This window comes from Paracoccus sp. S1E-3, from assembly GCF_013868135.1.
Lineage (GTDB): Bacteria > Pseudomonadota > Alphaproteobacteria > Rhodobacterales > Rhodobacteraceae > Paracoccus.
Genome location: NZ_JACEMU010000017.1, coordinates 129679 through 153438, shown reverse-complemented (window position 1 = coordinate 153438; position 23760 = coordinate 129679). Strand labels below are relative to the sequence as shown.

Genomic DNA, 23760 nt, shown 5'->3' with positions numbered 1-23760 from the left:
CTATTTCTTCCCTGAAAAGTCATAGCTGAACGCGCCGTCGTCGATACGGATGGTGACATCCGACATCTCCTCACCGCTCACCATACGCGCAAGCACCTGGCGTGACAAATCCGGCAGGATCGAGTTGGTGATGATGTTGTCGATCATCCGGCCGCCGCTGTCGGGATCACGACATTGGGCGACGATATGGTCGATCACCGCATCGTCCCAGATCAGCTGCGTGCCATGCGAATCCCGCATCCGCCGCGCCACCGAACCCAGCTTCAACCGGGTGATTCCGGCCAGAACCGGCGCCGACAGCGGCACATAGGGAATGGACACGATCCGGCCCAGAAGCGCGGGCGGGAAGGTGCCCAGCAATTCTTCCTTCAGCGAGGCTTCCAGTGTCTCGGGATCGGTGATCTCGCCTTCGGGGGCAAGGTTCATGATGGTGCCGGTCCCAACATTCGAGGTCATCAGGATCAGCGTGTTGCGGAAGTTGATGGGCCGGCCGTTGCCGTCCTCCATCCGGCCCTTGTCGAAGACCTGGAAGAACAGCTCGTGCACGTCCGGGTGGGCCTTTTCCATCTCGTCCAGCAGCACCACCGAATAGGGTTTGCGGCGCACCGCCTCAGTCAGGCGCCCGCCCTCGCCATAGCCGACATAGCCGGGCGGGGCGCCCTTCAGCAGCGAAACGGAATGGGCTTCCTGAAATTCGGACATGTTGATGGTGATGACGTTCTGTTCACCGCCGTAAAGCGATTCGGCCAGCGCGAGCGCGGTTTCCGTCTTGCCGACACCGGACGGCCCGCACAGCATGAAAACCCCGATCGGCTTTTCCGGGTTCGACAGGCCCGCGCGGGCGGTCTCGACCCGGCGCGCGATCATCTGCAGACCGGGATCCTGCCCGATCACTCGTTCCTTCAGGTGATCGGCCAATCCCAGCACCGCCTGCAATTCATCGGCCACCATGCGGCCCGCGGGAATCCCCGTCCAGTCGCTGATGACGGAGGCCACCGCCTGATCGTCCACATGCGGCCAGATCATCCGCTCATCGGGATGGATCGCCGACAGATCGGCCATCTTGCCATCCAGATCGGCACGGGCAGCGACTTCATCGAAATCCTCGCCCTCGGCCTCGGCAATGCTGCGGCGCAGGTCGAGGATGCCATCGACCAGCCCCTTTTCGCTGTCATAAGCGGCCTCGACCAGGGCCAGATCAGACAGCAGCTTTTCGCGTTTCTCGCGGATCTCGGTCAGGCGCCCCTCATCCGTGGCACCCAACTCGCGCTCGGCCTCCTTGGCGGCGATTTCGGTGTTGAGCGCTGCGATATCGGCGCGCAGATCGGCCAGACGCGCGGGCGTCGCGGACTGGCTGACCGCGACCCGCGCGCAGGCCGTATCCAGAAGCGAGACTGCCTTGTCGGGCAATTGCCGCGCCGGCAGGTAACGCGCCGACAGCTTCACAGCCGCCTCGACCGCCTCGTCCGAGATGCGGACTTTGTGATGCGCCTCCATCGGACCCAGCAGCCCGCGCATCATGTAACAGGCGGTTTCGATGCTCGGCTCGTCCACCGTCACCGGCTGGAAACGCCGGGTCAGCGCCGGGTCCTTTTCGAAATAGTTGCGGTATTCGGCCCAGGTGGTGGCCCCGATGGTGCGCAGGGTGCCCCGCGCCAGCGCCGGTTTCAAAAGGTTGGCGGCATCGCCGGTGCCCGCCGCCCCGCCCGCGCCGATCAGGGTATGGGCCTCGTCGATGAACAGGATGATGGGGGTCGGGCTTGCCTGAACCTCGTCAATGACCGAGCGCAGGCGCTGTTCGAATTCGCCCTTCATGCTGGCCCCGGCCTGCATGGCGCCGATGTCGAGCATATGCAGCCGCATCCCCTGCAGCGTCGGCGGCACGTCATTCGCGGCCAGCTTCTGGGCGAAGCCCTCGACCACGGCGGTCTTGCCCACGCCGGCCTCGCCGGTCAGGATCGGGTTGTTCTGGCGGCGGCGCATCAGCACGTCGACGATCTGGCGGATCTCGTCGTCGCGGCCGACGACGGGGTCCATCGCCCCTTCCGCCGCCTGCGCCGTCATGTCGACCGAGAAGCGGCCAAGCGCCGTTGACGGCCCGGCGCTGTCGCGCCCCGTGCCCGGCGCCACCAGACCCGAGCCGTCCATCGGGCGCATGTCCTCCTCCTCGGATCCGGACCAGAGGGTGCGCGCCTCTTTCCCGATCTGATCGGCGAACAGTTCTTCGAAGACCGGAGAATAGCTTTCGATCTCGCGCCGCAGGCTGGCGTCGTTCAGCAGCGCGACCAGCAGATGGCCGGTGCGGATCTGCGTCTCGCCGAAGAACAGCGTCGCATAGGTCCAGGCGTGGTTCAGCGCATCGGCCAGCCGTTCCGAGATGCCGGGCGTTTCGGTCACATTCTTCTGCAACCGCGCCATTGCCTGATCGAGATCCTTCAGCACCCGGCCGCGATCCTTGCCAACCTCGCGCAGCGTGACCGAGATGTCGCAATTCTGGTTCGACAGCGCGTGAAACAGCCAGTGGCTGAGTTCGACATTGCGGTTGCCGTCGCCGCGCGCCTGCCGCATCGCCTGCAAAAAGGCGTCATAGCCGACGCGGTTCATCTTGCCGGCGAATTTCTCGATGGTGATTGCGGTCATGCGGTTCCTCGCGGTCGTGCGGATTCGGGGTCGATCTGAAAGCGGGCGACCTCGACAGGGCTGTCATCGGTCCCGCGCGGGGGGCTGAGTGCGGCCAGCCAGCCGACCGCCACGGTCTTGCCCAGCGTCGCCGCCGGGATTTTCGACGGCGGCAGCCGCAGGGCCAGCTCTACCTCGTAGGTGCGGCCGAGATACCAGAAGACCAGATTGGTCAGCATCCGGTGTTCCTCGGCGCCGGGCAGAAAGCGGCGGTAGCGGTCGGCATCGGGCAGGTCGAGATGCAGGCAGATCTTTTCGCTGACCGACCTGACACGACTGCCCAGATAGGTGTTCTGGCCAAGCGCACCGCGTGCGCCCAAGCCGCTCAACTCGTCTGTCTCGAATTCCAGCCAGGACGGAACGTGCTCCTCGACCTCGACATTCAGGCCGAAATAGCGCGCGATCATCTGGCGCAGACGCACCGCGCTGCGCACCCGCCCGCCGAAGATCGACACCATCGGCAGGCGGGCGATATCGGGAAAATCATCGTGATGGACAAAGGCCGGGCTGCCGGTGCCCGACACCGCCGCGATATAGCGCGCGAAGCGGTCCTCGTCGGGCCGGTCATGCTGGCTGATCGCGTGGCTATCGGACCAGGCACGGAAAAAAAGCTGCAAAAACCGCGATGTGAAGATATCGGCGAATTTTGTGAAGCCGTCCTGACCCTCGTTCTGCCAGCGCTGCACCTCCTCGGTGGTATTCAGCGGCAAGGCGCCGAACGCCCCGAACATACCCAGAAACTGTGGCCGGAGCGCGACCCGGCCGAGACTGTCTCGGATCTCTGCGGGCTGGTCGGGGTGGCTGTGGAACTCGGCCACCGGAAATTCCAGCCGGGGATCCTGCCCGAGATCAACGATCTCCTCGGCCAGATGGGCGGAACGCCCGATGCGCGGCCGGTGCGGGTTGTCACGCTCCAGCCGGCGCAGCAGGGCCAGAAACCCGCCCTGCCCTCTCATATCAGCGGGCCCTGACCGGTGCGGGCCGGCCAGCGGCGCAGCACGCCGCGCTGTTTGCTGACCGTCACCGTCTGCGAGAAACTGTTGATGCTGACATATTCGGCCAGAAAGCGGTCGAGCACCGCGGCAAGCGGCAGGATGCCCGCACCCTCGAAGGCCGTTTCGTCGAAGGTGATGGCGACTTCCAACCCCCGTGCCGGGAAGAAACCTTCGGGCCGGCGGATGGACCTTGTGACCGGCCGCACATCCAGGCGGGTGATGCCGGCGATCTGGCTTTGGGTGATATTGTCCGAGAGATCGGCGAACAGCGACAGGATCTCGCGCAGGCTGGCAGCGCCGTCGCGGCCAAAGCGGTCATCCAGCCCGAAATGGTTCAGTGACAGATAGGATATCAGCCGCCAATAGACATCGCCCTGCTGGCTGCGATGCGGGCCGCCCAGTTCGGTCTCGGTCATCGCTTCGCGCGGCGGAGTCGGCCCGTTCACGCAGCGCAGGCGCAGCTTCTGGTCGTCATCCATATGCAGATCATCGCTGCGCGCCAGGGGCAGCGACATTGGCAGATGCCGGTTGGAACAGAGCGTGCGCACATGCAACCGCTGGGCCCGCTGGCCGACCTCGCCCGAAGGCGGTTCGTACAACGAGATGTAAGTCTCCGTCCCGCGATAATCGGTGCGCAACCCGTTGCGCCGTTCCGACGCCGTCAACCGGCGGGGCTTGCGGCGCATGGTATAGTAATAGACCGATCGGGGGGCCTGCGCAGACGGCGGCAGGGCGTAAAGCGGATGCACCTCGGCGCGCTGCTGCGAACCGCCGGAACTGGCGAAAACGTCGAGGATGCGGTGCACTTCGATCTGGGTCAGCCGGGCACTGTCGGGCGTCACCACATATTCGTGCAGATTATCCCCCAGCCGGATCTGGTTCGAGCGTTCCTCGAACAGGTTCACCGCCGGGGCGCAGTTCAGCCGTAGATCCTGCGCGCCGATCTGGCGGGCGATGTCGGCATCGCTGCGGTCGAATTCCAGGATCAGCTGCGCCTCGCGGGCCTTGATCCCGGCAAGCGCTCCCGCCATGCCGGTCAGCCTGAAGCCCATGAACTTGCGCGGAAATGCGAAAAAGTCGCGCAGCAGGGCAAAGCCCTCGAACAGGCGGCTGTCGCGGTCGAACAGCAATTCCTCGCTCGCGAAGCCGATCTGGTCGATCTGGTCGGGACGCAGGCGGACAAAGACCGGATCGCCATTGGGCTCCAGCCAGCGCAGACTGGCCCGCACCACGCCCGCGTGGATCTGTTCATACAGCGCCGAGGCCTGCGCCATCTCGGCCGTCAGGTGAAAGGTGATGCTGTCGCATTCCAGGGTCGACAGCGAACGTTCGGTGATGTGGCGCAGATCGACCTGCAGGGCCGCGCGGGTCGCGGGATCAGGGTCCTGTCCCAGCGCGCCGATGGGGGCTGGGCGGTCCAGATAGCGCAATCCGGTCATTTCCAACGGCAGCACGTCCAGCGGCGCGGCCAGAGAGAAGCGACAGACGATGCGCTTGTCGGCGTCGCGGAACGGCGCCTCCATCGTGGCGCCGCGCGGATAGCGGGCCACGCCAAGATCGGGGGGCGGATTTTCGGGGCGCTGCGCCTGCACCAGCATGCAACTGGGGATCGGCGCCAGCGCATCGGGGAAAATCTGCTCCAGCAACTCGGTGGTGAAGCCGCGAAACTCCTCGTCCAGCTTCTGCTGCACGCGCGCGGCCATGAAGGCGGTGCCCTCCAGCAGGCCGGCTACGGTCGGGTCGATATTGTCGCGCAGCAGACCGCCCAGCCGGTCGGCGAGACCCGGATATTCATCGGCAAATTCCGCCGTGCGTTCGTAAAGGATATCCAGCTCGCGTTCGTAAGCGTCGCGGAATGACTTTTTCATGAATCGCCCTGCATCCGTTTCAGCGCGATCTTTCCGGCGGCGGGATCGACCTCGGCATAGAATTGCAATGGAATGTCTGAGGGATTGGAAATCATTTCGGCCACGATCTCGAATTGCAGGCGCTGATCCTTGCCGGGGCCGCTCTCGTCGATGCGGACCTCGATGGTCGAGGGGCGGAGCCGCGGCTCGTTAGCGATCAGCGTTTCGCGGATGGCGGCGGCCATGTCCTGCGGGTTGCGATGATCGCGCCACAGGCTGTCCATGTCCTGAAAGCCGAAATTCACCACCGATCGCGCGACGCGCGGCGTATCCGCCATGCCGACAACCACATCGAGCCGGATGGTGTTCATCAGGCTGGAGACATCCAGCGCGATATTGTGGCGCAGCGCGGCCTCATCAGTGCCGTCGCGGCGCTTCTGGCTTCGCAGAGTCAGGTCGCGCTCGCCATCCTGATAATGCTGGTCGGGGTCGCGGCCGTCGCGCCGCCCGGCCGAGGCGCGAAACACATGCATCAACGACATCTCGCGCAGCCCGCTGCGCGTGGGATCGTCGTTGGAAACCTTGCGATAACGCTGCACTTGTCCGCCCACCAAAACCTGAACCATGCGGGCACACGCCCACCGCATATGAAACAGGGCCGGCACGGATTGCGCCAGCCCTGTTCCGACCGAAAAGGCGAAACGCTTAGGCGTTCCACTCCTTGTTTTCGGCGATGTCCCAACCGGCCAGGGTTTCGGCGCCGGCGGCACCCGATTCTTCCTGCAGGGTGTAGGCGACTTCGAACTTGCGGAAGTTCAGGGTCAGCGTTTCCTGGATGCGGTCCAGGCCATCCTTCGAGCCACCAGTAGTGTAGCTGGTGATCATGATGTTGCTCATCTTGATGCGGAAATATTCGACCGGCGCGGTGCCGCCCGATTTGCGCACGATGAGCTCGCCGTTTTCGATGTGCTCGCCGTTGGTGCAGCGCTTGATCAGATCGTTGGATGCCAGGTCAACATATTTGGTCAGGGTAATGTCCTTGACGTTGACCTTACCGCCGCCGCCGCCCGAACCCACATGGGTGGTGCCCGACTGGGTCAGCGCCCAGTCCCAGGCCAGAACGTCGATCTCGTTACGGTGAGTCGAGTCCTGCGATTCACCCTTGATGTTGTTGGACAGTTTCAGAAAAATATCGACAGCCATGTTAACCTAACTCCTCTAATATGGCGTCACTTCAGACAGTCTAATGCCTCGGGTCAAATTACTTGCCCTTCGGCAGCTTGGAGACGAGAGACATCCCGACATCCATCCCTTCAAGCTGAAAATGCGGCTTGAGGAAGAATTTGCCCATGTAATAGCCGGGATTTTCCTCGTCTTCCACCACTTCCACCTTCGCCCCCGCAAGAGGTTTCTTGGCCTTCTCGCGTTCACTGGCGCTTTCGGGATTACCAGAAACGTACTTGTTAACCCAACTCTGCAACTGCGTCTGAAGTTGCAACCGATCGGGGCTTTGCCCGATCTTGTCGCGGACCATACATTTCAAATAATGACTAAACCGTGACACCGCAAAAATATACGGCAGACGTGCGGACATATTGTCCGACGCCGTGGCTTGGTCATCCACATATTTCTTAGGCCGATACAACGTCTGGGCGCCGATAAACGCCGCCTTGTCAGTGTGTTTGCGGTGAATCAGCCCGATCAGACCAGCCTTGGACAGTTCCGCTTCGCGCCGGTCGGTGATCGAGACTTCGGTCGGGCATTTGAGGTCCTTCATGCCATCGCCCGTTTCGAAATTATGCGTGGGCAGGTTCAGAACCTCACCGCCCGACTGGACGCCACGAATATGCACGGTCCAGCCGAATTCCTTATGCGCGCGGTTGATATTCACCGCCATCGCATGTGCCGCGTTCATCCAGGCATATTGCGTGCCGGCATGACCGTCGGTTTCTTCCTCGAAATTGAACTCCTCGACGACCGAATTGGAATTCTGGCCGTACGGCTCGCGCGACAGCACCCGCGGCAGGGTCAGCGCAATATAGCGCGAGTTTTCGGAATCGCGCAGACCATTCCAGGCCGCATAATCGGGCGTATCGAAAATCTCCGACAGGTCCGGCGGCGTGGACATTTCGGTCCAGCTGTCCATACCGAGCAATTCAGGCGCGGCAGACGAAATGAACGGCGCATGTGCGGCTGCCGCGATCTTGCCCATATCGCGCAACAGGGCGACATCGGGGCTGGAATGGTCGAAATAATAATCGCCAATCAGGGCGCCATAAGGCTTGCCGCCCAGGGTGCCGAATTCGGCTTCGTAAATGCGCTGGTTCAGCGGCGATTTATCCCATTTCGCGCCGGGATAGCGCCGCATCATCTGCTGCAGTTCTTTCTTCGACACGTTCATTGCCTTCACGCGCAGCGAGGCATCGGTTTCCGAATTGTTGACCGTATAGGCCAGCCCGCGCCAGGACGATTCCAGCTTCTGGAAATCCTCGTGGTGAATCACTGCGTTCAGCTGCTCGCTGAGTTTCTGATCCAGCTTCGACAGCATGGCGTCGATGGTGTCGATCACGTCTTCGGCGATCAGCGTCTGATCGTCCAGAGCCTCGCGCACCAGCGCCACGACGGCGTTGTCAACTTCTTTCGCGGCGACTTCAGTGCGCGGCTTGATGGTCTGCTTGAGGATGTCCGAGAATTCCTCAAGCTCGGTCAGCTGGCCGGCGCCGGCAACCTGGGCCTGATTTTCCTGTGCCATGCTCAGCTATCCTTTTCGGGGGAGGCGGATTCGTCGCGCTCGGCGAGGGCCGCCATCAGTTCAGGGTCGTTCAGAAGCTTGCGGATCTGGTCCTGCGCCTTCGGCTTCGAGTTCATATAGCGTTGCAGGTTGGCCAGGTGCTGACGGGCTTCCAGCAGCTTCTTCAGCGCCGGGATCTGGCGCGCGACCGCGGCCGGATCGAAATCATCCATGGATTCGAAATTCAGCTGCACGCCCAGACGCTGATCGCCGCCAACCTTGTTTTCGACATTGAAACTCAGACCGGGCGCGATCGACTTCATATAGTCATCCAGCGTCGCGGCGGTCACGTCGACGAAGTCGCGCTCTTCCATCGCGGGCTTGTCAACTTGCGAGGCATTCCCCGACAGGTCCGACATCACCCCCACCACGAAGGGCAGTTCAACCATTTTTTCCGAATCGTACGGATCTTCATAGGAAATATTCACCCGCGGCGGGCGATTACGCTTCAAAAAATCGGTCGACTTATCAGATGCCATGTTACTCGATCCTCCGATTGCGTTAAAAAACGCAATTTCAAACACAGAGTCAATGCGAAGACTCTAACCTCATTCACCTTGCCTGACCGGTGCCGCAATCAGCTCGGCAACGATGGCATCAAAACGTTTCGTCAACATGTCACGGGCTTTTACCAGCAGCAAGGGCACAGGGCTAGCCGGTTCGTGCTGGGCATAATAGGCCTCGACCCCGATCAGACAGGCGGTCAGACCCCGGCGATCGGAGATCGCCGGTGCGGGCGGCGGGGTGACGGCCTCTGGCCGGTTTTCCTGCGCCGCCGAGCTGAGGGTCTTCAACCGCTCCATCGGCAGGGCAAAGCCGCTGGCATGGCCGATATTCAGCATCGCGCCCCCGGCCTGTGCCGGCAACAGGGTTTCCAGCGCCTGCACCAGCGGCGCACCGACCAGCAGGCGCGCCTGCGTGATCAGCAGAAGCGAGGGCGAGGACGGCTCGCGAAGCGCCATCCATGCCTCGGCGGCCTTCAGCGCCGCCAGCGCCGCGTCGCGATCGGCGATGAGCGGCGCGTTGACCGGCGCCGCCGGGGTCGAGGGCGCGGCAGGAAGGGCGGCTGCGGGAGTCGCGTCAGATGCCGCTGGGGCCGGCGCGCCCCCCAGTTGCGGATAGCCGGGATCGGCGGCGGGTGTGTCCGCGCCTTCGGTCCAGCCGGGCAGATCCGGCCGCGCGGTCGAGATCATCGCCTGCATGTCGGCGACGGCGGTGCGTACAGCCGCCAGATCGGGCGAGAATGGAGCACCCGGATGGCTTGCCGCCAGCCGGGCGATCATGTTCAGTGCCGCCGCCACGCGGGTCAGCTCGGCCTGGGTTCTGGCCACCAGCGCGCGATTGGCGTCGCTGCGCAGCGGGCCCAGCACATCGGTGGTGCCGTCCAGACCCTCCTCGGACGCGCGGGCCTCGGCGCGGCCGGTGGCGACCATGTGGCGGCGCAGGGTGACATCGCCGGTCGGCAGCAGCGCCAGATGCAGCAGCGGCATGACCACGGTGGGCTGGGTGTTCAGCGCTTCGATCGCGCCGCGCCGCTCGGCTGCGCTGCGGTCGACGCGGGGAACGGCCTCGTTCGGCCAGATCTGCATCAGGGTGGCGGTGGCTTCGACGGCGTCGGCGAAATCCTCCAATCGGCCCGACAGGATCGCAAAGCGGGCCAAAAGGCTGGTCAGCCGCAGATCGCGCGAGCGCCGCAGCAAATCGCCGATCTGCTTGCCCTCGCGCGCGAAGCTGATCGAGCGCGGGTCGAACAGCCTGTCCTCGCTTCCATCGGGCGCGAGGCCGGGGGTGAAATAGCGTTCGGGCAGGCGCCCTTCGGCCTCGTAATAATAGCCGATGAAAGCGTCATCGTCCTCGGCCTCCAGATCGGGGCCGCAGGGCGGGGCATCGTCGGTGGGGTCGGTCAGCCATTCGAATTTCATATTCCGTCTTCCTGATCCCTTTCTGATATCCGCCCCGGCCCCGGCCCCGGTTTAACCGGCATCGTCCTTTGTGGTTCCCCCACCGATGCCGCCCGATTCATCGGCGGCGCGATAGGCGTCGGCAAACAGCCGGATGAATTCGTCCAGAATGCCGTTTTCATGCGCGGCCTTCGCATCCCAGCGCTCGACATAGACATCCCAAGCCTTCGATTTGCGCTGCCCGGTAATGCCCGCGCGGGATTTGGCATCGGCCTCGATCCGGGTCGGGTCGAGGTCCTGCATCAGCTCGGCCAGCGCCGGCTGCAGCGCCGCGAACAGCGCCGTCTGGTGCCGCGCCAGGTTGACCAGCGCGTCGTCATAGGCCCGCGCTCCGGTCATGAAGCCTGCGCGCGGGCGCAGGAAGACCGCCTCCAGCGCCTGTTCGGGGGTGGGCAAGAATTTCAGCGGATTGTTGTCGCTGGCCTCGCGCATGGTGCGCTCGCCGGCGCGGGTGAAATGGCGCGCGGCGGCGCGGTCGCGCAGGGCCGCCATCAGCCTGCCGGTGGTCGCGGCGACGGATTGGCCCAGTGCTTCCGCCAGCGCCTCGGCATCGATGCCGGCGGCCAGATCCGGCGACAGCCCGGCACCGCGGCAGAAGGCGTGCAGGAAGGCCACAGGGTCGGTATTGATCGCGGCCGCGGCGGGCGGCGGCATCTGCGGCGCGGGCAGGTCCGGGGTCTCGGCCTCGGGCGCAGGCGCGACGGGCGTGGGGGCCACCGGCGCGGGCGTCGCTTGCGGGAAGGCATGGGCCGGCGCGGGCGGAAGCGATGCTCCGAACGGGGTGGCCGGCCGTGCGCCCGGATGCTGGGCGGGCGACACGGGCGCCGGGTAGTCCGTTGGCGGCGCCTCGGGCGTAGGCGGCTGATGCGGCGCGGCGGGGAAGGCCACGAAATCGCCGGCAAAGTCGGGCAGCCGGGGGCCGCTCTCGGCGGCGGGCATCGGATTGACGGGTTCGAAGCCGCCGGGCACCGACCAGGGATCGTCGTCGCGCAGCGGCATGCGTGCCGCGCGGTCGACATTGAAGGGCGGCAGCGATCCCGGCGCGATGCGGCCGCCCGGCATGGGCACCTCCATCAGTGCGACTATGATATATTGGCCCACCTGAAAGCGATCACCATGCTGCAGCCCGTGCGGGCCGTCCAGCCGGTGGCGATGGCCCTGCAGAAACGTCCCGTTGGTCGAGCGGTCGTGCAGCCACCAGGTGCCGTGCTGGAACGAGATGTCGAAATGATGCCCCGAGATATGCCGGCTGGCATCAGGCAGCACCCAGCCCATCCCGGCATTGCGCCCGGCTTGCAGCCCGGTTTCCGACACGGTCACGTTTACCGGTCCGCCGTCGTCCAGGACGCTGAAATTCTCGATCTGCAGGGTAAGTGTCATGCTGTCTCAATAGGCCCGGAACAGGGCCTCGGCCATATCGAGGAAACGGGCGAGGTAAACGGGCCGCTGGCGCAGTTGGGTGCGGGCGAGGCAGGACAGCACCGCGCTGTTGATCGCGACCGGCGCCTTGTGCGGTGGCGAGGGTTCGGGATCGTTGGGCGCGGGGCCACCGGCGGCCCAGCCGACCGCCAGCCCCAGCAGCACCGAGGGATTGCGGACGGGTGCCCACAGCGCCTGGCGCATGATGACATGGCGGCGCGAGGTCGTCGGATCGTTCAGCCAGTCCGAGATCAGGTGCATCATCGGCCGCTCGCTGGCGTCCAGATGTTCGGCCATCATGCGCAGGCATTCATAGCCCCAGCCGACAGCCGAGATTGGCAGCGCCGCGAAGGCGACATAGGTCACCGCCTCCTCGGGCGTCGTGGAACCGCGCAGCCGATAGAGGAACTGCAGCCCGTTTTCGTCGGCGCGGGGGCGCGGTTTGACCAGTTCGGGCAGGCGTTCCACCTGGCTGAACAGTTCGACCGGGCTTTCGGTGCGCAGCGTCCGGCGCGGCGGGCGGGTCTTTTCAAGGTCGTCACCGGCGGTCATCGGAAACTCGGCACAAGCGGGCGGTTGTCTGGGCGGGCGGGTGTTTCCATCGCAAGTTGCCGCAGCCAGCGCCAGTGTCAACCCATGCGGAGAAGAAGCCCGCGCTGACAGGCCCTTGCGTGCATCTCGTGTGCATCTCGTCGCTCATCGCGACAAACTCGACCGGCCACGCCGCGCGCCACCAGCCGCGCCACCTCGTCTTCCGGCACGCTGCGCATCTCGTAGCGCTCCATCCGCTCGGGGCAGCCAAGCTTTCGCAGCGCCGCCCCGCAGCGCGGCAGGTGGTTGACGAGTCCATCTATCTCCAGCCCGCAGAGGGCTTCGCGCAGCGGCGTGCAGCGGCCGGCCGCTCGGCAATTGCGGTTTCACGCAACCGACTGCCCAGCGGCGGTTTGCCTAGGCAGATCTCGTCGCGCAACTGCTCCTGGGCTGTCTCGCCCCGACGCCTGCCGGCGGCGGGGACAGTTTCCACGGGGCCGATTTTTTCCGATTGCAGGATGTGGCCAATCGCCTAGTTGTGGATACAAATGCGTCAAGCCGCCACATTCCTTTCCAGCTTGCTGTCGCCGCGCCGCCTTGGCACGCTGGCGCTGGCGGCATCAGGTACGCTGGTCTTCTGGCTGGCGGGACTGCCCCTGCCCTTCCTGTTCGGACCGATGTTCGCCTGCCTGCTGGGGGCACTGGCGGGGGCGCGGCTGCAGGGAATGTCACCTCTCTCATCGGGGGCGCGGACCATTCTGGGGGTGGCGGTCGGGGCCTCAATCACACCGCAGGTGATACATCAATTGCCGCAGATGGGCGGCTCGGTCGCGTTTGTGCCGATCTACATCGCCGCAATCGGGCTGGTCGGGGTGCCCTATTTCCACCGCATCTGCGGTTTCGATCTGGCGACATCCTATTTCGCGGCCATGCCGGGCGGGTTGCAGGACATGGTGGTCTTCGGCAAGGAGGCCGGGGGCGATGTCCGCGCGCTGTCGCTGATCCATGCGACGCGGGTGCTGGTCATCGTCACCATCGTGCCGGCGGTGCTGGTCTATGCCTTCGACCGGCCGCTGATCCAGCCGATCGGCGCCCCCGCCGCCGAACTGCCGATCTCCGAACTGCTGCTGATGAGCGTCGCCGCCATCGGCGGCTGGAAGCTGGCCGAACGGGTGGGACTGTTCGGCGCCCCGATCCTTGGGCCGATGATCGCGACCGCTATCCTGTCACTGACCGGCATCATTACCCACCGCCCCCCGCGCGAGGCGATTCTGGCGGCGCAATTCCTCATCGGCATGGGGATCGGCGTGGGCTATGTCGGCGTCACCCTGATCGAACTGCGCCGGTTCGTGCTGTCGGGGCTGGTCTTCGTGGTCATCCTCGCGGCCCTGGCGTTTCTGGTGACCGAGGCGGTTGTCCAGTTGGGCCTCGCCGCGCCGATCGATGGCTTCCTGGCTTTCGCGCCCGGCGGACAGGCGGAAATGACCGTGCTGGCCATCGTCGCCGGGGCCGATCTGGGCTTTGTCGTCGTCCATCACCTGTCGCGGCTGACGCTGGTGATCCTCGGCGCACCGATCTTTGCAAGGGCCATGGGGCTGCGCGGGAAAGCCGGCCGGAGGCGAGAGTGACCTTGCCCCCGTGCCGAGGTGGCCGCTGCACATTCCCACACCCTCAGGCTTTGGGTCGGGTCTGCCGGTCCGCGGCCATGGAATGGGGCGGAAAGCGCGCCGCCAGCGCGGCCTCGACGCGCGCCAGCAGATCGGCGGCATTATCCGAAGGGGGCACCCCGCGCCGGGTGACGACGCCGATGGTGCGCCGCAGCTGCACATCCTCGACGGGGATGGCCATCACCGGGGCCGGCGCCATGGACAGCGCCGAGACCGGCAGGATCGCCACGGCCATCCCGGTCGCCACCAGCCGCAGCGCGAGGCTAATGCTTTGCGCCTCGACATGCCAATGCAGGCGGTCGCCCCACTCGCCGAAGGCCACATCCAGCAACTGCCGGTTCTTCAACTGGGTTGCGACACGGGCCATGCGTACGCCTTCGAGATCGGCCAGCAGCGCGTGCCTACGTTGCGCCAACGCGTGGTCGCCCCGCAGGAAAAGCCGGTAATCCTCATCGACCAGCGGACGCATCCGCAGGTCCGTCGGTTCGGCAGACATCACGGTGATGCCGAACTCGGCCTCGCCCAGACGCACAGCGTCGGAAATGGTCGCAACCGGCACATCCAGCACCTCGAAATCAATGTCGGGCTGAACCGAGGTCAGTTCGACCAGCACCTCAGGCAGGACCGCATGGGCGATGGTGGGCACGCAGGCAATCGTGCAGCGCCGCGACTGGCGCCGCGCCCCCGCGCGCACGGACTCGTAGGTTTCCTGCAAGGATTTCAGCAGCCTACGCGCCTCCGGTAGCAGCGCCTGCCCGGTCGGCGTCAACGATACCTCGCGGCTGGTGCGGGTCAGAAGCGTGGCACCCAGATCTTCCTCGACCTTGCGCAACCGGTGGCTCAAAGCCGCCTGCGAGAGGTTCAGCGCCCGCGCGGCCCGCTGGAAAGAGCCGTATTCGGCAATCGCCACAAAGGCTTCCAGTCCAAGGTAATCAACCCGCATTCACCACGCTCCACAACACCACATTGGACAAGGCTAGCGGGCTATTTCGAAGGGGCAAGGAAATGTTACAAAATGGGTTGATGCACTTGCCCGACGGCGTGCGAAAGGGTGTCCGCAGCGCTGCTGGCGACCAGTTTCGCGGGGCCCTTAATCACCGTCGCCTTCGGCATCGGCGGCGGCGCGCTGCTGCTGGCGGTCATGGCCAGAGCGACCGGCGCCGCTCAACGCGACTCGTGGGCGAACCGTCAGCAGGCGGGGGAGATGAGGACGAAGGCGCACCGCGCACCTTCGTGATGGCGTCAGGCGGCGGCGCGGGACTCGATCGTGATGCGGTTTCCCCACGGGTCGATCAGCGCCGCGCTGCCCAGCGCCTGCGCCCGGTCGGCATCGGCCGACAGCACCAGTTCGGTCAGTCCGGCGCTGTCCGGGCTGCGCGTTACCGCGCCACGGCTGCGCCACACATTCGTGGCCAGGTGGTGGTGATACCCGCCCGTGGCGTAGAAACTGGCCGAAGGGATCCGCGACGACAGATCAAAGCCGAGCGGCCCGGTATAGAAACGGTCGGCCGCGGCCACATCGCCCACCTGCAAGTGGACATGACCAATCACCGTGCCCTCGGGCGCGCCCTGCCAGTCGCCGGGGGCGCGGACCAGTTCGGACAGATCCAGCCCCTCGGTCGGCATGCGGACGCGGGTACCGTCGCGGTTCCACTGGTCGCGCGGTCGGTCGGCATAGATCTCGATGCCGTTATCCTCGGGATCGCGCAGATACAGCGCCTCGCTGACACCATGGTCCGAGGCGCCGTCCAGCCGCAGCCCCTGCCCCGCCGCGTGGCGCAGCCAGCGGCCAAGATCGGCACGGTCCGGCAGCAGGAAAGCGGTATGAAACAGCCCCGCCTCGGCCGGATAGGCGCGCGCGGCGGTGTCGCGGCGCAGATCGACCAGGGGAAGGGCATCCTTGCCCAATACCAGGGATTCGCCATCGCCCGCGATCCGGTCAAGCCCGATCGCGCGCTGGTAGAAGTCGCCCACCCGGTCCAGATCACGCACGGTCAGAACGACACGGCTGACGGAAACGGGGGCATCGCTGGTGGCCATGATGGTCTCCTTTCAGGAACGGTTGGGACAGTTGGTCAGTTTTCGGTCACGGCATATTTGCCGCCGCCCAGAAGCGATTGTACCAGCAATGCCAGCGCCCAGAATGCCGGATATTCCCAGCCGCCGCCTTCATTGCTGAACCAGAAGCCGTTCGGGCCATGGGCCAGCACGGCCGCGCCCAGCAGCACCGGCACCAGCGCCAGCGCCACAAGGCTGGTTTGAAAGCCGACGATCAGCGCGATCCCGCCCAGCACCTCGGCGGCGATGGTCAGATAGGCCAGCCCCTCGGGCAGCCCGAGCGAGCCGAAATACCCCGCCGCCCCGGCGGGGGTGAAAACGAAGATCTTCAGCCCCGCATGGGCCAGAAACAGCACCCCCAGCGCCACCCGCAGCAGCATCGCGGCGGCCAGCGCGGCATCCTCACTGCCGAAGCCGAAGCGTTTCAGAACATTGGTCATCGTCGTATCTCCTGTTCGAATTTCCTGCCGAACAGATAGGGCTTTGCCGACATCGCCGGAATGGATACAGTCAGCGATTAACTATCCCCAGATTGGAGATAATGATGGATCTCGCCGATGGCATCCGCGCCTTTCTGGCCGTGGTCGAGACCGGCTCCTTCACTGCCGCCGGGCAGCGGTTGGGGGTGTCCAACAAGCAGGCCGGCAAGCAGGTCGCCGCACTCGAGGCACGGCTGGGCCGGAACCTGCTCTACCGTACCACCCGCGCCGTATCCCTGACCGAGGCGGGTGAGACCTGGCTGCCGCATGCCCGCAAGGTCCTGTCGGCGCTGGAGGAGGCCGAAAGCGTGTTCGCGGACCCGACCGGCGGCCTCAGCGGACGGCTGCGCATCACCTGCGGCGCCACGATGGGAGAGCTTTGCGTGGCCGAGGCCGCCCACAGCTTTGTCGCCGAACATCCCCGGATGCGGGTCGACCTGCACCTGTCGGACGGGCTGACCGATCTTGCGGCGGGCGGCTTCGACATGGCAGTGCGCATCGGCATCCCGCGCGATTCCAGCCTGCTGATGCAGCGCATCGGCGCCACGACACCGCGCATCGCCGCCAGCTCGGATTATCTGGCGGCACATGGCACACCGGCCCATCCGCGTGACCTGTCCGGGCATGAGGCGGTGCTTGATCTGAACGAACAGCTTCCCGGCCGCTGGGATTTTCAGGACGCGGGCCAGCCGATCACGCAGACCATTCACGGCCGGATCGCCGTCAACAGCGCCGCCATCACCATCGGCCAGGCGCTGCAGGGGGGCGGGCTGGTGCGCGCGCCGGACATCTTTCTGGCCCCCTATCTGCAGAGCGGCGCCTTGCGCACGGTGCTGGACGATTTCGCCGGCGCGCCGCGCCCGATCCACATCCTCAGCCAGCCGACGGCGTTCCGGCAGCGCAAGATCGCGGCGTTCGGCGCGGTGTTGCGCCGCCATCTGGACCGGCTGGTCCCGGTGATCGGCCAGCCATAGCGTCGGACCGCGACGCGCGTTATGGGTGAGGAATGCGCGATCACCTCTCCCCTCCCCGCATCCTCGTTTCGGTGCTGCTGCTCTGGCTCGCCGGTCTCGGCGCGGCCGGCCAGTTCGCCAAGATCGGCGTGCCCTTCACCGAGATCCAGCACATGTTCCCGCAGGCAGGCGCCTCGGTCGGGCTGCTTTTGTCGCTGGTCAGCCTCGTGGGGGCGGTCTTCGGCATGATCGCGGGCGTGCTGGTCACCGGCATCGGGCTGCGTCGGGCCCTGATCTTCGCGCTGATCTTTGGCGGCCTCCTCTCACTTCTGCAGGCGCAGATGGGCAGCCTGCCGGCGCTGCTGATCACACGCGGATTCGAGGGGTTGTCGCATCTGCTGATCGTGGTCGCGGCGCCGACGCTGATCGCCCAGCTGACCCCCGACCGCTACCGCAGCTTCGCCATGACGCTCTGGGCGACGTTCTTCGGTGTCGCCTATGCGCTGACGGCGTGGCTGGGGATGGATCTGGTGGCGCGCGCGGGTTTGCCAGCACTGTTTCGCGTCCATGGCGTCTATATGCTGGGCTGCGCGCTGGCGCTGTCACTGGTGCTGCCGCGCCCACCGCGCCATGCGGGGGCGGTGCCCCCCACGCTCGCCCAATTCGCTGCCATTCTGGCCCGCGCCTATGGCTCGGCCCGGATCGCGGCGCCGGGCTTTGGCTGGCTGTTCTATACGCTGACCTTCGTGTCGCTGCTGGCGATCCTGCCGGCGCTGATCCCCGCAGACCGGCGCGAGGCGATGATCGCCACCCTGCCGCTGATCAGCATCGCCTCCGGTCTCGGGGGGGTCCCACTTCTGCTGCGTGCCGCGCCGCCGGTGCGCCTGATCCAGCTGGGTTTCGGCATGGCCGCGATCAGCGCCGCACTGATGGCGCTGGCGGGGCCGGTGCTGCCCGCGATCGGGCTTTATGCGGCGCTGGGGATCATCCAGGGGGCCAGCTATGCCGCCATTCCGGTGCTGAACCACAGCGCCGAGGATCGCGCCCTGGCCAACGGCCTGATGGCGCAGATGGGCAATCTGGGCAACCTGCTGGGCACGCCGCTGCTGCTGGTGCTGCTGGGCCACGCGGGCATCGGCGGCCTGATCGCGGCCATCACCTGCTGCTATCTGCTGGCGATCCTGTGCCACGGCTGGATGGCGCGCCGCCGCGTGCTTGAAGGGTAAGGGGGGCCGACCCGTGAATTGTTGTTTTCAGTGATTGTCAGGCGACATGGGTAAATAACTCAGGAGAATTTTCAAATCATTGTTTTTAAATAACTTTATTTTCCTTACGACATGGCATCTAACAACGACACACGAATCTATCTCACAGCCTTCACGAAGAGGGCCCCGGTGCACTTCGGGCGCGGAACAGCAGCTGTTTATCCTAGGTGTTTGATCCCACCGTTTGATGGCGCGATCCTTTCGGCGGAATGGAAGGATGCTCTATGGGACAAGTTCGTCACGGCAGCGCCACGACCATCCAGGATGTTCAGCGCCCGGAATATCGCACGTCGAAGCCGTTCGTCCTCCTGCTGCAGGCGCTTCAGTTCCTTCAACTGATCCACGCCCATTCCGCGTTCGCCGTTGGGCTCGGACCAGTGGCGCCTTCAACGGCTCACTTCTGGCGCCAGCAGTATAGGTCTGTTCGACAACGCCGATCCGCCTGATCGCATCCAAACGGGACATGCCTTGCCCCATCAAGACCTCAACCTGCCGCAGCTTCGACACAATCTCTTCCGGCTTCAGTCGTTTGTTTGCCATTCTTGATCCTCCATTTCCTACCCATAACGGCGGACCACTTCACTGGGGGAGGATCAGAACCCGATCGACCTCGCTTCCCACCCTTACTCGCGGAATCGTAAGTGACAGCTGGGTTGAGACCTCACCCGTCATACCTAAGTCCCATACTGTCAGCGTGCGGACCGCTGTTACTGTGTCCTGCGTCGACGACGACTCGCAACAATTGTCTGGGAGGACATCTTATGGCTTGGACGAAACCGCGCATCCGCGAAATCGCCTGCGGGATGGAAATCAACATGTACGGCCCGGCCGAAGACGAGCGGCGGGAAGACACTCTGTTCTGATCAGAACGGGTGATCGCACGTATATTGGGCGCCGGGGCGGGCGGAGGCCTGCCCCAGTGGAACTGCGGCTGTCGGAACTGTCAGGACGCCCGCCGCGGAATCCTGCCCCAGATGACGCAGTCTTCGGTGGCCGTTTCGGCTGACGAGACGACATGGGTGGTTCTGAACGCATCGCCGGACATCCGCAGCCAGCTTGGCGCCACGCCCGCCCTCGCACCTTTGGGTTTGCGCGGCACGCCGATCTCGTCGGTCGTCCTAACCAATGGGGATATCGATCATATTGCCGGCCTGCTGACGCTGCGCGAGCGGACGGCGTTCGAAATTTGCGCCACCGCGGACATTCTGGACATCCTGAGGGAGAACGGCGTCTTTCGTGTTCTCAGCGATGATCTGGTCCGTTATCGCCGGATCGAGCTTGATGCTCCCTTCTCAGCGGCGGGTCTGACCTTTCGTGCCTTCGCCGTGCCCGGAAAGGTCGCCTTGTTCAAGGAAGGCGAAACGGTCGAAACCTCGGCAATCGGTGGGCAGACCATCGGCCTGGAAATTCACGACGGGGCCAAACGACTGTTCTATGTCCCCGGCTGTGCCGCATTGCCCGACTGGCTGATCGCGGAACTGGCGCGGGGAGATGCGGTTCTTTTCGACGGCACCGTATGGGAGGATGACGACATGCGCAGAACCGGCACCGGCGAAAAGACCGGCACCCGCATGGGCCATCTGCCGATGAGCGGCCCCGAGGGCAGCATCGCGCGGCTGGCCGGCATTCCCGGACAGAAGATATTCATCCATATCAATAACACGAACCCGGTCCTGCAGCCCGACAGTGCCGAGCGCGCGGCGCTCATCGCCGCCAGCTGGCGGATCGCGCAGGACGGGATGGAACTGCGGCCATGAATGTGCAGCCCGATAACATGCAGCCCGAGGCATTCGAGGCGCGACTGCGCCAGATCGGGGCCGAACGCTATCACGACAAGCATCCGTTCCACGACATGCTGCATTCCGGGCGCTGCACGATCGAACAGGTGCGCGCCTGGGTCATCAACCGATATTACTATCAAAGCCGCATTCCGATGAAGGACGCAGCCTTTATCTCGCGCGTGACCGATCCGGCCCTCCGGCGCGAATGGCGCTCGCGGATCGAGGATCACGACGGCCGCGCGCCGGGCGAAGGCGGCATCGCCCGCTGGCTGCGACTGGCGGAGGGCGTGGGCCTCGACCCCGAATATGTCGCATCCGAGCGCGGCATCCTGCCCGCGACCCGGTTTGCGGTGGACGCCTATGTGCATTTCGTGCGCGAACAGCCGCTGCTGCCGGCCATGGCCTCGTCGCTGACCGAGCTTTTCGCCCCCGAGATTCACAAGACCCGGATCGCCGGGTTGCTGAAACACTATGATTTCGCTAATCCTGACACCATCGCCTATTTCGAGCATCGCCTGTCCGAGGCGCCCAAGGACGTGGCCTTCGGGCTTGCCTGGGTCATGGATCATGCTCGGACAGCTGCCGATCAGGATGCGGCCGCCGCCGCGCTGATCTTCAAGACCGATGTTCTGTGGGCGCAGCTCGACGCGCTTTATTCCGCCTATGTCGTCCCCGGACGCATTCCACCGGGCGGCTGGCAGCCGCATGAGGGGCTTCTGGCATGATCCCCGTTTTGCTGCGCGGCGTCAGGATGAAAGATGACAGGGTGCGGAATGTTCCGGTCCTTCTCGGCCCGGAACGGGCGCTGTTGCTGGATGCGATCGGCGCGGCGATCCTTGCGCGCGTGGATGGGGCACGCGATCTTGACGGGATCGTCGATGATCTGGCCGCGGCCTATGATGCACCCGCCGAGGTGATCCGCAGCGATGTCGAGGCCTTTCTGGCCGATCTCGCCGAAAAACGCCTGCTGGAGATGCAGGCATGAACGTATCGCCGGCCATGTCCCCGTCCGTTTCCACGCGACCGCGACCGGCGCCGCCTATCGCCATGCTGGCCGAACTGACCCATCGCTGCCCGCTGGCCTGCCCCTATTGTTCCAACCCCGTCGAGATGACCGCACGCGAGGGCGAACTGACCACCGAGGCCTGGGCCGACATCTTCGCGCAGGCGGCAGACTTGGGCGTGCTGCAACTTCATCTGTCCGGGGGCGAGCCGGCCTCTCGCCGCGATCTGGCCGATCTGGTCCGCGCCGCGCGCGACGTCGATCTGTATGTCAACCTGATCACCTCGGGCATCGGGCTGACCGAGGCCCGGCTGCGCGAACTGGACGCGGCGGGTGTCGATCATGTGCAGCTGTCGCTGCAGGGGGTGCGGGCGGGGATTGCGGACATGATCGGCGGCTACAGGGGCGGATTCGACCGCAAGATGCAGGTCGCCCGCGCCATTACCGAAATCGGCCTGCCGCTGACGCTGAACGCAGTGATGCACCGGCATAATCTGGACGACCTTCCCGAAACCATCGCGCTCGCCCGCGATCTGGGCGCGCGCCGGATCGAGGTCGCCTGTGTCCAGTTCCAGGGGTGGGCATTGGTCAACCGTTCGGCGCTTCAGCCGACGCGCGAACAGGTCGCCGAAGCCAAGCGGGTGGTTGAGCAGGCCCGCCGGGATCTGCGCGGGGTGATGGTGATCGATTTCGTGCCGCCCGATTATTATGCCGATTACCCCAAGGCCTGCATGGGCGGCTGGGGCAGCACGGGCCTGAACGTCACGCCCGACGGCACCGTCCTGCCCTGTCACGCCGCCGAGACGATACCCGGCCTGACCTTCCAGAATGCGACGCAGACGGCTTTGGCCGAAATCTGGTATGAAGGTCCCGCCTTCAACGCCTTCCGCGGCACCGACTGGATGCCCGAACCCTGCCGCAGCTGCGACCGCCGCGAAGTCGATTTCGGCGGCTGCCGGTGTCAGGCGATGGCGATCCTCGGACGGGCCGATGCCACCGATCCGGTCTGCCGCAAATCGCCGGACCGCCCTGCCGTCGACGCGCTGCTGTCCGAGGAGCCGACGGCCGATTTCATCTATCGCCGGCTGGAACCTGTGCGAGGCCGCTAAAGGCCAACCTCGCCCAGCAGCAGAGGCTCCTCGCGGCTTACGATCTTTACCTGCCCCCCCGGAAGTTCCCTCGCCGTGACGTAGAATCTGCCCACCTGAAGGAGCAGACGACAAGCGAATCTATCTCAACCGCTGATCTGGCGGATTTTGAGGTGGTTTTCGCGCGCATGGGAAAGCCCCGCCAAACGGATCGACGGTCCGCGTCACCTATTTTCCATCTGAACGCAGCGAAGAAGTAATGCGCAAATCCCACGCGCCGCTGCAAGATGATCCGGAAGACCTGTACCGTGCGAAAGTTCAGATAGGCGAACTGAACGCCCTGAATGCTGCTCTTGCCGTAACGCGCTACAAGCAGCTGCGTGGGTTTCGATCCTGACAGCTTCTCTGGCAAAAGCGATCTTTTCGCCGAGGACATTACTGGCCTGGGCCGCGACCACATAGCTGTCAGTCGCATCAGGCTGAAGCGTGATGGCCTGTATGGCCAACCGGCGCATTCCTGACACATCGCTAGCTTCGAAGTTCCTGCGGCTCCGGTGCAGGCCGGTACAGCTATATCGCCAGCTATTGTTGTCGATATCGATTTTCGGAACAGCACAGCCATTTTCGGACGGCCAGTTCCGAAAATGGCGCCTAACAGTTCGCTCGGATAGGTTAGGCTTCCGGACTTCAGACCTGTTTTCGCCGCGGCAACGTCCATCCCGACCAAGGTATGCTGGCTGCAAGCCCGTGCGCAGTTTCTGCAAGGCGATGTCGACCAGATGCGCGGTCGGACGGTCCAAATCGCTCACTTTCACCCTCGAACCTGCATTGAGGCGGCTGGGTAACGGCGCCCAAAGCGGTCCGGTTTTATTTTATTTTCAATCCCTTACGCCATTCCAGTCGAGCAGGTGCAGGTCTGACAAAGTTAGTACCCCCCTACACCGCTCTGCCATGTGTAGTCCTCAAGCGTGAAGCGTCGTCTTCTGGTGGATTGGACGCGCCGCAGGGCGCAGAAGTCAAGGACCAGCGAATAAGTCCGCGGCGGACGCATGGTCAGCGGCTGGCTGAGATAGATTCGCCTGTCGTTTGAGATAGATTCACTGTCGTTTGAGCTACTTACCCATGTCGCACGACATTGATTTCAGTGGTGAGCCCAACAGGATTCGAACCTGTGACCCACTGATTAAAAGTCAGTTGCTCTACCAACTGAGCTATGGGCCCACATCACAGGGCGCTTCCTAGT

The 23760-nt window shown here is 64.7% G+C and carries 23 protein-coding genes, 1 tRNA gene and 1 pseudogene; 9 read left to right on the top strand and 16 right to left on the bottom strand.

Annotation, left to right across the window (positions count from 1 at the left end; genetic code table 11):
• The 10 genes from tssH to H1S04_RS18025 form a co-directional block, all read right to left on the bottom strand.
• Positions 1-2640: a type VI secretion system ATPase TssH gene (tssH, locus tag H1S04_RS18070; RefSeq protein ID WP_181746878.1), complete on the bottom strand. Its 2640-nt coding sequence runs from the start codon at positions 2638-2640 to the stop codon at positions 1-3.
• Complete coding sequence (gene tssG, locus H1S04_RS18065; RefSeq protein WP_181746877.1) at positions 2637-3635, bottom strand: type VI secretion system baseplate subunit TssG; 999 nt, start codon at positions 3633-3635, stop codon at positions 2637-2639. Before tssG ends, tssH begins: the two co-directional genes overlap by 4 nt.
• On the bottom strand, positions 3632-5542 hold the full coding sequence (gene tssF, locus H1S04_RS18060) for a type VI secretion system baseplate subunit TssF (protein ID WP_181746876.1): 1911 nt from the start codon (positions 5540-5542) through the stop codon (positions 3632-3634). The genes tssG and tssF overlap by 4 nt, the downstream gene beginning before the upstream one ends.
• Positions 5539-6120, bottom strand: coding sequence for a type VI secretion system baseplate subunit TssE (gene tssE, locus H1S04_RS18055; RefSeq protein ID WP_220185290.1), 582 nt, complete (start codon positions 6118-6120; stop codon positions 5539-5541). The genes tssF and tssE overlap by 4 nt, the downstream gene beginning before the upstream one ends.
• Before the next feature lie 106 nt (positions 6121-6226).
• A complete protein-coding gene (locus H1S04_RS18050; protein ID WP_181746874.1) occupies positions 6227-6724 on the bottom strand; it encodes a type VI secretion system tube protein Hcp in 498 nt (165 codons plus the stop codon).
• A 58-nt stretch (positions 6725-6782) separates the two neighbouring features.
• Complete coding sequence (gene tssC / locus H1S04_RS18045; RefSeq protein WP_181746873.1) at positions 6783-8273, bottom strand: type VI secretion system contractile sheath large subunit; 1491 nt, start codon at positions 8271-8273, stop codon at positions 6783-6785.
• 2 nt (positions 8274-8275) lie between these two features.
• The gene (gene tssB, locus H1S04_RS18040; RefSeq protein WP_298948146.1) at positions 8276-8836 is read right to left on the bottom strand and encodes a type VI secretion system contractile sheath small subunit; all 561 of its coding nucleotides are present in this window, start codon (positions 8834-8836) and stop codon (positions 8276-8278) included.
• Positions 8837-8860: 24 nt separating this feature from the next.
• Positions 8861-10234: a type VI secretion system ImpA family N-terminal domain-containing protein gene (locus H1S04_RS18035; RefSeq protein WP_181746872.1), complete on the bottom strand. Its 1374-nt coding sequence runs from the start codon at positions 10232-10234 to the stop codon at positions 8861-8863.
• A 51-nt stretch (positions 10235-10285) separates the two neighbouring features.
• Positions 10286-11653, bottom strand: coding sequence for a type VI secretion system-associated FHA domain protein TagH (gene tagH, locus H1S04_RS18030; protein WP_181746871.1), 1368 nt, complete (start codon positions 11651-11653; stop codon positions 10286-10288).
• A 6-nt stretch (positions 11654-11659) separates the two neighbouring features.
• Positions 11660-12244, bottom strand: coding sequence for a hypothetical protein (locus H1S04_RS18025; protein WP_255435693.1), 585 nt, complete (start codon positions 12242-12244; stop codon positions 11660-11662).
• Between the two features lie 527 nt (positions 12245-12771).
• Here H1S04_RS18025 and H1S04_RS18020 point away from each other — a divergent pair.
• Complete coding sequence (locus H1S04_RS18020; protein ID WP_181746870.1) at positions 12772-13851, top strand: AbrB family transcriptional regulator; 1080 nt, start codon at positions 12772-12774, stop codon at positions 13849-13851.
• Between the two features lie 43 nt (positions 13852-13894).
• Here the strand turns inward: H1S04_RS18020 and H1S04_RS18015 are convergent, their stop codons facing one another.
• The gene (locus H1S04_RS18015; protein ID WP_181746869.1) at positions 13895-14833 is read right to left on the bottom strand and encodes a LysR family transcriptional regulator; all 939 of its coding nucleotides are present in this window, start codon (positions 14831-14833) and stop codon (positions 13895-13897) included.
• A gap of 108 nt (positions 14834-14941) precedes the next feature.
• Here H1S04_RS18015 and H1S04_RS18010 point away from each other — a divergent pair, with 108 nt between their 5' ends.
• A complete protein-coding gene (locus tag H1S04_RS18010; protein WP_181746868.1) occupies positions 14942-15127 on the top strand; it encodes a hypothetical protein in 186 nt (61 codons plus the stop codon).
• A gap of 5 nt (positions 15128-15132) precedes the next feature.
• Here H1S04_RS18010 and H1S04_RS18005 read toward each other — a convergent pair whose 3' ends face one another.
• On the bottom strand, positions 15133-15930 hold the full coding sequence (locus H1S04_RS18005) for a VOC family protein (RefSeq protein WP_181746867.1): 798 nt from the start codon (positions 15928-15930) through the stop codon (positions 15133-15135).
• Positions 15931-15965: 35 nt separating this feature from the next.
• Positions 15966-16388, bottom strand: a complete 423-nt coding sequence (locus tag H1S04_RS18000; RefSeq protein ID WP_181746866.1) for a DoxX family protein — start codon at positions 16386-16388, stop codon at positions 15966-15968.
• A gap of 104 nt (positions 16389-16492) precedes the next feature.
• Here H1S04_RS18000 and H1S04_RS17995 point away from each other — a divergent pair, with 104 nt between their 5' ends.
• Both H1S04_RS17995 and H1S04_RS17990 read left to right on the top strand, forming a co-directional pair.
• Complete coding sequence (locus H1S04_RS17995) at positions 16493-17401, top strand: LysR family transcriptional regulator (protein WP_181746865.1); 909 nt, start codon at positions 16493-16495, stop codon at positions 17399-17401.
• 32 nt (positions 17402-17433) lie between these two features.
• Positions 17434-18606, top strand: coding sequence for an MFS transporter (locus H1S04_RS17990; protein ID WP_181746864.1), 1173 nt, complete (start codon positions 17434-17436; stop codon positions 18604-18606).
• 320 nt (positions 18607-18926) lie between these two features.
• On the opposite strand, the pseudogene H1S04_RS18855 reads toward H1S04_RS17990, so the two are convergent.
• A pseudogene (locus H1S04_RS18855) lies at positions 18927-19185 on the bottom strand (hypothetical protein); the annotation flags it as partial.
• Positions 19186-19406: 221 nt separating this feature from the next.
• On the opposite strand from H1S04_RS18855, the gene pqqA reads away from it, so the two are divergent.
• The 5 genes from pqqA to pqqE all read left to right on the top strand — a co-directional run bounded on the left by pqqA (position 19407) and on the right by pqqE (position 22538).
• On the top strand, positions 19407-19508 hold the full coding sequence (gene pqqA / locus H1S04_RS17985) for a pyrroloquinoline quinone precursor peptide PqqA (protein ID WP_181746863.1): 102 nt from the start codon (positions 19407-19409) through the stop codon (positions 19506-19508).
• A gap of 9 nt (positions 19509-19517) precedes the next feature.
• The gene (gene pqqB / locus H1S04_RS17980) at positions 19518-20402 is read left to right on the top strand and encodes a pyrroloquinoline quinone biosynthesis protein PqqB (protein WP_181746862.1); all 885 of its coding nucleotides are present in this window, start codon (positions 19518-19520) and stop codon (positions 20400-20402) included.
• Complete coding sequence (gene pqqC / locus H1S04_RS17975; RefSeq protein ID WP_181746861.1) at positions 20399-21151, top strand: pyrroloquinoline-quinone synthase PqqC; 753 nt, start codon at positions 20399-20401, stop codon at positions 21149-21151. Before pqqB ends, pqqC begins: the two co-directional genes overlap by 4 nt.
• Positions 21148-21411, top strand: coding sequence for a pyrroloquinoline quinone biosynthesis peptide chaperone PqqD (pqqD, locus tag H1S04_RS17970; RefSeq protein ID WP_181746860.1), 264 nt, complete (start codon positions 21148-21150; stop codon positions 21409-21411). The genes pqqC and pqqD overlap by 4 nt, the downstream gene beginning before the upstream one ends.
• Positions 21412-21473: 62 nt before the next feature.
• A complete protein-coding gene (pqqE, locus tag H1S04_RS17965) occupies positions 21474-22538 on the top strand; it encodes a pyrroloquinoline quinone biosynthesis protein PqqE (RefSeq protein ID WP_370470499.1) in 1065 nt (354 codons plus the stop codon).
• A 203-nt stretch (positions 22539-22741) separates the two neighbouring features.
• On the opposite strand, the gene H1S04_RS17960 is transcribed toward pqqE, so the two are convergent.
• Together H1S04_RS17960 and H1S04_RS17955 are read right to left on the bottom strand one after the other, a co-directional pair.
• The gene (locus H1S04_RS17960; protein WP_181746859.1) at positions 22742-23326 is read right to left on the bottom strand and encodes a hypothetical protein; all 585 of its coding nucleotides are present in this window, start codon (positions 23324-23326) and stop codon (positions 22742-22744) included.
• A 336-nt stretch (positions 23327-23662) separates the two neighbouring features.
• Positions 23663-23738: transfer RNA gene (locus tag H1S04_RS17955), tRNA-Lys, on the bottom strand.
• Positions 23739-23760: the final 22 nt, after the last annotated feature.